The organism is Halorhabdus salina, assembly GCF_013839425.1.
GTDB lineage: Archaea > Halobacteriota > Halobacteria > Halobacteriales > Haloarculaceae > Halorhabdus > Halorhabdus salina.
In genome coordinates, this window is record NZ_JACDNP010000004.1 from 253,360 (window position 1) to 263,066 (window position 9,707).

Genomic DNA, 9,707 nt, shown 5'->3' on the forward strand with positions numbered 1-9,707 from the left:
TTTCTGTGGGGGCCGTCTCCATCGGACCATGGGATATGCGTGTCCGGTCTGTACGTCCCCGCAGGCCGACGCCAAACATCTGGCCGACCACCTGGCGGTTACAGCACTGCTGGGCGACGACGACCACGAGTCCTGGCTTGAGGAACACGCGCCGGGCTGGGAAGAAGAGGACGACGCGAGCCTGGCCGAACGAGTCGTCGAGTATGCCGAAGAGACTGCACTCGCCCAGGACGCCGACCAGCACGACCATGCTCACGAGCCGGGTGACGCGGCCGGCGAGCAGGCTGGGGGGCCCCACGGCGAGACAGACGCTGAGGCCGGCGAGCACGACCCCGGCGTCGCGTTCGAGGAGTTCGGTGACGCCGTGACGGCAGACGCGAACCCGCCACTCGACGCGGACGCCCAGGCGGCACTCAACGAAGCCTACGAGATGACGCGAAAGCGCCGCGAACGAGCCGCCACGGAACGATCGGACGATTCTGGCGGAGACGAGACGGGCGAAACCGAATAGTGGCCGCCACCCGAAACGACGCCCATGAATACCGAAGGGCTGTTTACGCCGGACACTCGGGACGCTGCTCGCCGACGGTACGCTGAACTCCACCCGGTCGCGGACGGTGTCGTCCGGGAGGTTGCCAGAGCGATGGGCCTCGACGGCGATGAATTCGACCGGCGCGTGACCGAGCCCGTCGTCGAGACGGCGCAGGATGCACTGTTCGCCTCCATGCTCACGGTACAGGTCGGTTCGCACGATGAATTCGAGGACTGGTGTGCAAAGCGGGACGCCGAAGTCGTCCGGACAGGCAGCGACAACGTCGATCGGGTCGCCTGGCACGCCCCGCCGTTTGCCGACCGGATCGTGGCGACGACGTTCCAGGATGCCCGCGAGGCAGCCGTCGGAACTCTCCGCAGGCAGGCCTTTGGCCGGGTGTACCGTGATATTCTGATCGAATCAGCCGAAGCAGACAGCGACGGTCGACCGGAGGACCGATAGATGCGCCGACGGACACGCATCGCCGCGCTCGTGATCCTCGGTATCGTCGTCTTCCTGCTGGCGCTGGGGGCATTGCCGAGTCTTATCAAGAGCGGCGATCCGTACTACGTGACGGCGACGCCGGTCGAGCAGCACTCAGCCGTTAACGCGACCGCCCTCGACGAGCGCCGGTATCCGTACATGAGCACGGCGCTGTCGGCCGCGAGCGACGACGAACCAGGCCGCTCGGAGCGCTACTGGAAGGGGTACGTCGGGTTCAAGGAGGCCTTCACTCACTCACCGTTCGACGAGATCGACGCCCTCCGGCAACGCAATCCCGACGCCAACGACGGCGACGGCGTCTACGTCCGCGACGGCGATCGCTACTACAGACTCACGATCACACAGGACCCAGGAGGGACGACCAATGAGTGAGGATCACGACTGGCCGGTTCTCGAATCGGTCGCCGAATACGAGACCGGCTGGTTCACCGCCGGCTACGACCTGGTCGAACAGCCCGACGGCAGTACGAAGCGCTACTACTGGGCTGAACTGCCACCCGCCGTGGTCGTCCTCCCGGTGGTCGGCGACGACATCGTGATGGTCGAACAGTACCGGCCGACGATCCGCAAGCACTGTCTCGAACTGCCGGCCGGGATCGTCGAGGACGGCGAGTCCTACACCGAGGCCGGCGCGCGTGAACTCCGGGAGGAGACCGGCTTCGATCCGGCTGGTATTGCGCTCATCGAGGACTTCTGGGTGGCGACGGGTGCGATGCGCCACGAACGCGGGATCGTCTTCGCCGAGGGGCTCGAACCCGTCGACACGAACCTCGATGACAACGAGTTTCTCGAGGTCGTCACCGTCCCCCTTGAAGACGCGCTGGATCGTGCCCGCGCCGAGCCTGCAAACGACGCGACGATCGAGGCGCTCCTGTTGGCCCAGGAAGACGGATTGCTCTGAGCGGCCATCGGAGGTAGCGGAATATCTGGCGACGATCGCTGCGGTTTTCCCGCCGACGGCACGCAAATAGCGTATGGACGGGGAACTCTCAGCTGCAGAACTGCGGGAACTGCGCGAGGACGACACTGACCTGCGGATCGTCGATATCAGGCCACCGGCGGCCTTCGACCGTGGCCACATCCCCGAAAGCGAGAACCTGCCGATCTCGCGGCTACCCGAGGAAATTGAGCGTCTTGACGGTTCTGACCGGGTCGTCACCGTCTGTCCACACGGCCAGGCCAGCGTCCGGGCCGCTCGACTGATCGCCGCTTACGAGGGGTGTTCGGGACCGGTCGAGAGTCTCGCATGTGGGCTGGAAGGGTGGGACGGCGACCTCGAAACAGGCAGCGAGGACACCCCGCGACGGTCCGACGCGAACTGAGCAGTCGCTGTCGGGGACGAAGACGGTGGCTCGGGAAAGGCTATCATCAGAAGGGGCTCAGTGGGGGTAACTGCTCGTCATCGCCACCACCGGACATTGGACTGGCAGGCAGTTAAGTTGCTCACCTCGGGACGGGCCACGGTCTGTCAGTCGGCCCAGTCTGCGTTGGCCCGATGCTTCGCGGCGACGTCCTCGATGTCGTGGACTGTCAGCACCCCCCGCTCCGTGCAGACCCCGTCCACCAGATCGGGCGGTGTTTCGTCGAAGATCGGTGCGAAAACGGACACGTCCGCAGGACCGTCGTAGATCGGTTCCGGATCGGCACGTTCGGTATCGTCGGCCGGTTCGGGATCGACCTTGTCTGTGGCCGCGACGACGAGAACGTCGATACCTTCGTGGGCAGCCGCGAGGGCTGCGCTCCGGGTCCCCGCCTTGTTCCGAACCGTCCCATCGGGGTAGATCGCATCGACGCCGACGAGCAGTGCCTCAGCGTCCCAGTCGTGAATCGCCCAGGCCAGGCCGGCATCTACAGTGAGCGTTACGTCAACCTTCCCAGCCAGCGATTCCGCAACGTCGATGCCCTCTCCCCCGGGTCGAGACTCGGCGATCAACACGGCGTCGGGAGCGGCGTGGTCGAAGGCGTCAAGCACCGTCCCCGACCGCGACACGGTGGCAACGCGATCGGGCAGGCGCTGGGCCGCGGTCCGCGCCGCCTCGTGGTCCGCGTCGGCCGCGCGTTCCAGTACCTCCGTGGCGGTCATCTCGACGCTCGCCGGCGACTCGTCTGCCTGCGCCATGACTCGGTTGACGCGATTTTCGATGACGGGCATCGACGGGCGCGCTGCGCGAAGTTCCTCGGCGACCGCCGCCAGTCGCTCCCAGTCCCCCGCCTGCGATCGTGTCGCTCCCAATCCGGCCTCGTCGCGAAGTACTTCGAGGGCGCGCATCGATAGCCAGGCCGAGCCGTGGTCGCGATCCGACTGAACGGTTTCGACGGTCGGCCGGACACGATCATAGGACGCCCAGAGGTCGGGGACAGTCACCCTGCGGCGGATCGCCGTCGGGTGGACCCACTCGACGGCACTGGTCTCCCAGTTCGGCTCGACTGTCCGGTCGTCGCTGTCGAAGAAGTATGGGTGGACGATCCACCGCGTGCCGCGGTCCTCGTCGACGACGTCGAAGGGCGCTCCCTCGCGGATCAGCGTGACGTGGTCCAGGCCGGTTTCTTCGCTGATTTCCCGGCGAGCGGCCGCGTCCTGGTCACCCTCCGCGTGGCCCGAGACGGCCGCCCACCGACTGGGGTAGGAGTCGACGGCCTCGCTGCGACGTAGTAGCAACACCTCGCCCTCCTGACGCAGGAAGCAGGTGACGACGTGTGTTTCCTCCATACGACGAGTGAGGAGAGGCACCCTCTCAAAGGTGGCGCGGGAAATCCAGTAGCCACGAAATTAAGGGCCGGCCCCGCAGAGTAGACGATACATGGAGATAGCTATCGTCAGCGATTCCCACGTCCCATCGCGGGAGGGGACAATTTCCGGATGGGCGCTCGATCGAATGAGAGCGGCCGATCACGTCATCCACGCCGGCGACTTCGACTCCTCGAAAGCGCTGGCGGACGTTCGATCCGTCGCCCCGCGATTGACGGCTGTCGCGGGAAACATGGATCCGCGGTCGCTGGGTCTGTCCGACGTACAGACCGTGACGCTTGGCGGCGTCGAGTTCGTCGTCACGCACGGGACTGGCTCGCGCCGTGATTACGAACAGCGCGTCGCGGGAACGGTCGCCGAGCACGCCGGCGAGGGGCCGACAGTGGGCGTCGCCGGTCATACGCACGAACTGCTGGACGAAATTGTCGAGGGCGTCCGCCTGCTCAACCCCGGTAGCGTCACCGGGGCGGCACCCGCCGAGGAGGCGACGATGTTGACCGCGACAGCGAGCGACGGGGAACTGGACGTGACAGTCCACCGCGAGTGAAGTATTTTGTACGTTCGCCAACAACTATCGGATATGATCGCGAGACTGCTCGAAGGGCTCCGGTCGTGGTGGGCGGTCGAAGACCCCGAAAAGCGAATAGAGGGAGGGAGCGGCCCGTGCCTCGACCCGGCGTACAACAGCCAGTACACCGGCGAGCGACGACTCAGGCGACTCTCCGAGGCGGCCGAGGAACACGAACGGCGGTCGGACGAGAACTGAGTGACAGGACCCGTGAACACTTGACACGGACGGCAGCGCCTGCTCATAGCGGCGTCCTTTTTATTCGGGACCCCCCAGAAGAGCGTATGGAGGTCTTTGCGGTCGATGGACTGCCGGAGGTCCGCCCGGGCGAGGACCTGGCGGCCCTGATCGAGGCCAACGTCGACCTGCAGGACGGCGACGTCCTCTGTGTCGCCAGTACGATCGTCTCCAAGGCCGAAGATCGGGGCGCCGATCTTGCGACATTCGAACCCGGCGAGCAAGCGCGAGTGATCGCCGAGCGGATCGGCGAGATCGCCGACGAATCCAAGGACCCCCGCTTCGCCCAGGCCGTCATCGAGGAGAGCCAGGAGATCCTGCTTGCCGCCCCGTTTATCCTTGCCGTAACGCGGTTCGGCCATATCACGGTCAACGCCGGTATCGATCGCTCGAACGTGCCCGACAGCGACCTGCTGCTGTTGCCCGAAAATCCCACAGAGAGCGCCCGCAGGCTACACGACGCGCTTGGGGTTCCGGTGGTCGTCACCGACACGTCCGGGCGACCGTTCCGGCAAGGCCAACGCGGTGTGGCTCTCGGGTGGAGCGGTTTGCCGGCCTGTCGGGACTGGCGGGGCGAACACGACCGCGACGGCCGGGAACTGACGGCGACCGTCGAAGCTGTTGCCGACGAACTCGCCGCGACAGCCAATCTGGTCACCGGCGAGGGGTCCAGCGGGCGGCCCGTGGCCGTCGTTCGTGACTTTGACTTTGGCGAGCACGACGGTCACGACGCCCTGTTTCGTGATCCCGAGTCGGATCTCGTCCGGCAGGCACTGGCGGACTACGAGTACAGCAACGACTGAGGCATCGAAGGCCGATAGCACCAACGACGACGCGATTACCAACTTTCAACGCATGCGAGCAATCGAACTCACCCCCGAACACCCCGTCGACGATGTAACGCGACTGGCCGAGCGTGCCGAATCAGCCGGCTTCGACACGGTCTTCGCCAGCAACCACTACAACAACCGCGACCCCTTTCTGACGCTGTCAGCGATCGCAGCGGCGACCGACCGGATCGATTTGGGCCCGGGCGTGGTCAACCCCTACGAGACCCATCCCGTCAGACTCGCCTCCCGGATGGCAACCCTCCAGGAAGTCAGCAACGGTCGTGGCGTCTTCGGGATCGGGGCCGGTGACGCTGCAACGCTGTCGAACCTCGGCGTCGAACGCGAGTCTCCCCTTCGACGCGTCCTGGAGACGTTCAAAGTGGCCCAGCAACTCTGGGCGGGCGAGACCGTCGATCACGACGGCACGTTCGAAGCCAGCGACGCGAGCCTGAACTACGACGTGGGCTCGATTCCAGTCTACGTCGGGGCCCAGGGGCCACACATGCTCCGCATGAGCGGGAAACACGCCGATGGCGTGCTGGTCAACGCCGCTCATCCCCGGGATCTCTCCTGGTCGGCCGACCGGATCGCCGAGGGACAGGCCGAACGGCCCGACGATCGCGGTGAACTTGACGTGGCCGCCTACGCGAGCGTCAGCGTTGCCGAGGACCGCGAGGCGGCCCGCGAGGCAGCTCGGCCACCGGTGGCCTTCATCGCCGGCAGTGCGGCCCCGCCGGTGCTGGATCGGCACGACCTCGACCACGAGCGTGCGGACGCGATCGGCGACTCGATTCAAGAGGGGGACTTTGAGGCAGCCTTCGACGCTGTCACGCCGGCAATGATCGACGCGTTCACCATCGCGGGAACGCCCGAGACTGTCGCCGAGCGATTGGCCGCGGCCGGTGAGTACGTCGACAGCGTCGTCGTCGCGTCGCCGCTCGGCCCGGACGTCCAGCGGGCTATCGACCTCGCGGCCGATGCTCTCGACCGGGCCGGAATGGCGTAAGGAGGTCCACAACGGCACGAAGGCCGAGCACCCCACCAGCGAGGACCGCTGCGCCGACGAACACCGCCCCCATCGCAACCAGCAGTGCGGCGATCGGCCCCTGGCTCGCCACGTCGACGAATTCGCCAGGGGCGTCCAGAAGGCTGTTCACCAGTTTTGTGAGAAACGAGACCATGGGACTGCTTCGCAGCCAGGATACTTGGATGCTTGGCCACGGTCACGATCCACCACGAGTGAGCAGCCACGAACGCGACAGGCTTTCAAGGGAGTGCCGTCAAGCGATCGGAAACATGGCGTTCGAAAAGCAAAGCGGGATTTTCCTACACGTATCGTCACTTCCTGGGCCAGACGGGATCGGGACACTCGGCACGCCAGCCGAGACGTTCGTCGATTTCATCGCCACGGCCGGGCAGTCACTCTGGCAGACCTGCCCGATCGGCCCGACCGATCCCGACGTGGGTAATTCACCATACTCCGCGTATTCGTCGCGGGCCGGGAATCCGCTGTTCATCGACCTCGAGGAGTTCGTCGATCGTGGCTGGCTGGGCGACCTCGACCGACCAGCGTTCGACGAGCGCGAGGTCGAATACGACCGCGTCTACGAGTTCAAACGCGAGGCGTTGGGCGATGCCTTCGCCGGGTTCGAGGCGAGTGCCGATCCGGCAGCGAAGACCGAGTTCGAGACGTATTGTACGGAAGCCGGCGACTGGCTCGACGAGTACGCGCTCTTTCGGGCGTTGAACGATCATTTCGATGGCGAGTGGGTCGACTGGCCAACCGAAGCCAAGCACCGAGATCCCGCGGCCCTCGATCGGTACCGCGAAGAGCTCGCCGAAGAGATCCGCTTCCGAAAATTCCTCCAGTGGGTCTTCGAAACCCAATGGCAGGCGTTGCGGGCGTATGCTGACGATCACGGCGTCTCGCTGGTCGGCGACATGCCGATCTACGTCGGCACCAACAGCGCCGACGTGTGGGCCAATCCCGAACTGTTCAAACTGGACGAGGCACTCGAACCCGCCTACGTCGCGGGTGTTCCACCAGACGAGTTCTCCGAGACAGGACAACTCTGGGGGATGCCGGTCTACGACTGGACGGCCCACGCCGAGGACGGGTACGAGTGGTGGCTCCAGCGATTTGAGGGGCTGCTCGACCGGTTCGACGTCTTCCGGATCGACCACTTCAAAGGCTTCGAGAGTTTCTACCAAGTTCCCGCCGACCACGACACCGCCGTCGATGGCGAGTGGGTAACCGGTCCCGGCGAGGCGTTCTTCCGGACCATCGAAACGGAACTCGGCGAGTTGCCGATCATCGTCGAAGACCTGGGCCACATCACCGAGGAGACGCGTGCCCTCCGGGACGCCTTCGACTTCCCGGGCATGAGCGTCGCCGCGATGGCTGACTGGTGTGATCCCAGCCAGAACCATCACCCGGCCAATTACACCGAAACCACTGTCGCCTATGCGAGTACCCACGACACCGACACGACGCCCGGTTGGTACGCGTCGCTGCCGGCCGAGCAACGGGAGTGCCTCGACGATGTCGTCGACGACAGCGACGAACCGTACTGGGACATCATCGAGACAGTCTGGGCGTCCGACGCCATCCTGACGCTTGCACAGTGTCAAGACGTGCTTGGACTCGGATCTCCCCACCGGTTTAATCTCCCCGGCACCGCCGAGGGCAACTGGGAGTGGCGAGTCCTGTCAACGGAGCTTACAGACGATGTCGCCGAGCGACTCGCCGCTGTGACTCGGCAGACCGATCGATCCTGAATTGAGGCTAGTCAGGCAGTCTACCGATGGATACGCCTGCAACGGTTCCGAGACACAACACTTTTAGGGCGAAAAATCGGGTATCCGGGTAGCTGGCACAACGCCGCTGATGAAAAATTTCATGGTGTATACTGAACACACCGGGGGGCACCACCCCGGACCGCCCCGATTCATGCAACTTGGAGAGCGCATCGTCGATCCTGGCTTCGTCGATTTGGGACACGGCTACGACAGAGACAACCTCGCACCGACGATTGCGGGCAACCCTGATCGGGACCCCGACGCCTACGACGCCAGCGCGTTTACCTGGCAGCTTCGGGAGAAACCCGCGGGAAGCAAGGCTGGCCTGGAGTACGCCCCTAATCCGTATAGCGACACGGTGCGGTACGACGAGGGGCTGCACAACACGGCCGAGTTCCAGCCCGATGAGCCGGGGACATACATACTGGAACTGACGGCCCCGGACGGGACCCACGAGCTGACGATCGAGGTGTTTCCCGGGCCAGGACTCGAAGACGGCTTCGAGCAATTCGATCTCGACGACGACGATGCCTGGGGCGAGGAAACGGGCGGCCCACCACGCATCGATCTCGATAGCCACTACGACGAAGAGACCGAGACGTTCGTCGTCGAATCGAACCCGCAACTCGCGCCCGACAGCTTCGCCACCGAATCCGATCTGCGCGTGTCGTTTCTGCCCGAAGACACAGCGGCCCTCGACCGGTCGGATATCGTCATCGACGGGACGACCGCCCGGATTCCCCGCGAAGCGCTCGAGGCACCGACGCGACTGTTCGCTGCCCCCTTCGATGGGGTCGCACTCGGTGCCACCGACGAGATCGTTCTCGATCCGGACGACGCGTCAGTATCCTATCCGAACCGTGCTCCCGAGTGGCTCGACGACGCCGTGATTTACGAGATTTTCACCCGATCGTTCGCCGGCCAGAACGGCGAGACAGACTTCGAGTTTATGGCCGACAACGTCGATTATCTCGCCAACCTTGGCGTCGACGTTGTCTGGCTGACGCCGATCGTGCCGGCTTGGAGTGCCACGGTCGATACCGCGCCGGGCGGCCCGCACGGCTACGACGCCAGCGATTACTTCACCGTCGCCGAGGATCTGGGAACGATCGAAGACTTCGAACGCTTCGTCGAGAGTTGTCACAATCACGACATTAAAGTTTGTTTCGATCTCGTCGTCAACCACGTTGGGTGGGACCACGAGGCCTGGCAAGACACGATCGGTGACCTCGGTGGGGAGCCCGACGATCCGTACGCGTTTCCCGACGTTCAGTCCTGGGATACCGATTCACCGTATTTCGACTGGTTCGACCGGCAGGCAGGCTCGACTGACAACGATGCCACACCCGCACAGACGAGTTTCTTCGATGTCCGCTTACACCCGAACCTCAACTTCGGCAATCTAGCACTTCGAGAGCATATCCTCGCCGTCGTGGACTTCTGGTCTGATATTGTCGACGCATTCCGGTGTGACATCGCGTGGGGGGT

The 9,707-nt window shown here is 64.7% G+C and carries 13 protein-coding genes; 11 read left to right on the forward strand and 2 right to left on the reverse strand.

Annotated elements, in window-relative coordinates; genetic code table 11:
• Positions 1-28 precede the first annotated feature (28 nt).
• The 5 genes from HZR20_RS07660 to HZR20_RS07680 all read left to right on the forward strand — a co-directional run bounded on the left by HZR20_RS07660 (position 29) and on the right by HZR20_RS07680 (position 2,358).
• The gene (locus tag HZR20_RS07660) at positions 29-511 is read left to right on the forward strand and encodes a DUF5810 domain-containing protein (protein WP_181685993.1); all 483 of its coding nucleotides are present in this window, start codon (positions 29-31) and stop codon (positions 509-511) included.
• Positions 512-535: 24 nt separating this feature from the next.
• Entirely contained in the window at positions 536-994 is a 459-nt protein-coding gene (locus HZR20_RS07665) for a DUF5809 family protein (RefSeq protein WP_181685994.1), read from the forward strand.
• Positions 995-1,408, forward strand: coding sequence for a hypothetical protein (locus tag HZR20_RS07670; protein WP_181685995.1), 414 nt, complete (start codon positions 995-997; stop codon positions 1,406-1,408).
• On the forward strand, positions 1,401-1,937 hold the full coding sequence (locus HZR20_RS07675) for an NUDIX hydrolase (RefSeq protein WP_181685996.1): 537 nt from the start codon (positions 1,401-1,403) through the stop codon (positions 1,935-1,937). The genes HZR20_RS07670 and HZR20_RS07675 overlap by 8 nt, the downstream gene beginning before the upstream one ends.
• 73 nt (positions 1,938-2,010) lie before the next feature.
• The gene (locus tag HZR20_RS07680; protein ID WP_181685997.1) at positions 2,011-2,358 is read left to right on the forward strand and encodes a rhodanese-like domain-containing protein; all 348 of its coding nucleotides are present in this window, start codon (positions 2,011-2,013) and stop codon (positions 2,356-2,358) included.
• A 146-nt stretch (positions 2,359-2,504) separates the two neighbouring features.
• Here the strand turns inward: HZR20_RS07680 and HZR20_RS07685 are convergent, their stop codons facing one another.
• Positions 2,505-3,746, reverse strand: a complete 1,242-nt coding sequence (locus HZR20_RS07685; RefSeq protein WP_181685998.1) for an NUDIX domain-containing protein — start codon at positions 3,744-3,746, stop codon at positions 2,505-2,507.
• A 91-nt stretch (positions 3,747-3,837) separates the two neighbouring features.
• On the opposite strand from HZR20_RS07685, the gene HZR20_RS07690 reads away from it, so the two are divergent.
• From HZR20_RS07690 to HZR20_RS07705, 4 genes are all read left to right on the forward strand, one after another.
• A complete protein-coding gene (locus tag HZR20_RS07690) occupies positions 3,838-4,332 on the forward strand; it encodes a metallophosphoesterase family protein (RefSeq protein ID WP_181685999.1) in 495 nt (164 codons plus the stop codon).
• Between the two features lie 33 nt (positions 4,333-4,365).
• Positions 4,366-4,551, forward strand: coding sequence for a hypothetical protein (locus tag HZR20_RS07695; protein ID WP_181686000.1), 186 nt, complete (start codon positions 4,366-4,368; stop codon positions 4,549-4,551).
• Between the two features lie 86 nt (positions 4,552-4,637).
• The gene (locus HZR20_RS07700) at positions 4,638-5,393 is read left to right on the forward strand and encodes a coenzyme F420-0:L-glutamate ligase (RefSeq protein WP_181686001.1); all 756 of its coding nucleotides are present in this window, start codon (positions 4,638-4,640) and stop codon (positions 5,391-5,393) included.
• A gap of 52 nt (positions 5,394-5,445) precedes the next feature.
• On the forward strand, positions 5,446-6,426 hold the full coding sequence (locus tag HZR20_RS07705; protein WP_181686002.1) for a 5,10-methylenetetrahydromethanopterin reductase: 981 nt from the start codon (positions 5,446-5,448) through the stop codon (positions 6,424-6,426).
• On the opposite strand, the gene HZR20_RS07710 is transcribed toward HZR20_RS07705, so the two are convergent.
• The gene (locus HZR20_RS07710) at positions 6,380-6,601 is read right to left on the reverse strand and encodes a hypothetical protein (RefSeq protein ID WP_181686003.1); all 222 of its coding nucleotides are present in this window, start codon (positions 6,599-6,601) and stop codon (positions 6,380-6,382) included. The genes HZR20_RS07705 and HZR20_RS07710 overlap by 47 nt on opposite strands.
• Before the next feature lie 28 nt (positions 6,602-6,629).
• Between HZR20_RS07710 and malQ the strand changes: the two genes are divergently transcribed.
• On the forward strand, positions 6,630-8,198 hold the full coding sequence (malQ, locus tag HZR20_RS07715; RefSeq protein ID WP_181686068.1) for a 4-alpha-glucanotransferase: 1,569 nt from the start codon (positions 6,630-6,632) through the stop codon (positions 8,196-8,198).
• A gap of 172 nt (positions 8,199-8,370) precedes the next feature.
• Positions 8,371-9,707: alpha-amylase family glycosyl hydrolase (locus HZR20_RS14345; RefSeq protein WP_258560398.1), on the forward strand; the 1,337-nt coding region annotated here is incomplete at its 3' end.